Genomic DNA, 1,385 nt, shown 5'->3' on the forward strand with positions numbered 1-1,385 from the left:
ATCTAAAATATTCATATCAAATCTGTTTAGATTTTAAAGATACAAAATGATTAGGTGTTAATACGGATAAGCATATTAAATTTTAAAGACTATTTGAAGCAATTCATTTCATAATCTTTTATTAATTCAATTACTCCTTCTTCACCGTTAATTCTTAATTCTTTACTTTCAACTTTACTTATTGTATTTGGACAGTCAGTAATTTCTCTGCTAATAACTTTTTTTGAAATAAGTCTACCTAATCCCATTGCTTCCATATAAGAAACTTTACCATCATCTGGCCTTACAATAATATAAAAATTTATAGATGTATAACCTGATTTTATAAATCGAAATAATTTTAATTTATTTTTATATAAAGGTTGTGCAAAAATTTTGTTTTCAACATTTTCATAATTATACTCTTTGTTTTCATAATTAAAACTAAATGAACTTACATCATTTGGCAACAATTCTTTTTTGTTACCATTTACATCAGAAATAACTAATTTTTCTTGAAGTTTGTAATTTAGTTCTATTCTTGAGAAATAATTAATTTTCAATTCAACATTTTTCAAAGTGTCATTTTGTTTAGTTATTATTTTTAAATCTGTTACTTGCGAAAATGATTTATTAATTCCTACGATAAGCACAATTATAATTACTAATTTTTTCATTTCTTATTTATTTTTGGTTCTTAAATTTAATTTATTCAGTATTATTTTAGTTTTTTTCGGTTAAGGTTTCTTGCAACGTCCCCGCGCTACAAGCAGTTTGGGACTAAATTAAGCCCATTATTCGGATCTGCCAAATACAAACCAATTTTTCCATCAAGCCAAATCCCCAAATTGCTTGTAGCGTGTGTTGAACTAAACCTTCGGTAGCACCATTGTAGATTTTGATTATCTTACGAAGATAACTAAAATAGTATAGTATGACTACAAAAAAAAGCATCCCGATGCCTTAAGAGAAAACAAAATCCTGAACCAAGCCAAGCGGGAAGTTCCTGGTTTTGAGGAATTGCTCCAACGTTTTGAGCGTACGGTTTCGGTTTTGGGCCGAAGTGCAAGTACGTTTAATAACTATTCGCGCCATGTGGCGGCAATTTCACTGTATTTTGGTAAAATTCCCACTGAATTAGATGCTGAACAAGTACAAGACTACTTGTTTTACCAACAAAAAAAGTCTAAAACACCTTCTCAAACCTATTTTAAACACTGTGTTTACGGACTTCGTTTTTTGCTAAAATCCGAAGGTCTGCCGTATGAGTTTTTACGGTTACCTTCGATAAAACACGAGAAAAAGCTCCCTGTTGTGCTGAGTAAAGAAGAAGTTTGGGCGATGCTTCAAGGTGCCAAACTACTTAAACACAAAATCCTGATCGGTTTGCTCTATGGTTGTGGACT

Annotated in this window: 1 protein-coding gene and 1 pseudogene; one reads left to right on the forward strand and one right to left on the reverse strand. The window is 30.6% G+C overall.

The genetic code is table 11. The features are described 5' to 3' along the window. Window positions 1–89 precede the first annotated feature (89 nt). Entirely contained in the window at window positions 90–656 is a 567-nt protein-coding gene (locus EKM02_RS14675; protein ID WP_126456429.1) for a hypothetical protein, read from the reverse strand. A gap of 418 nt (window positions 657–1,074) precedes the next feature. Between EKM02_RS14675 and EKM02_RS14680 the strand changes: the two are divergent. Next, window positions 1,075–1,385, forward strand: a pseudogene (locus EKM02_RS14680) (integrase); the annotation flags it as partial.

Source organism: Flavobacterium sp. RSP49, assembly GCF_003968735.1.
Taxonomy (GTDB): Bacteria; Bacteroidota; Bacteroidia; order Flavobacteriales; family Flavobacteriaceae; genus Flavobacterium.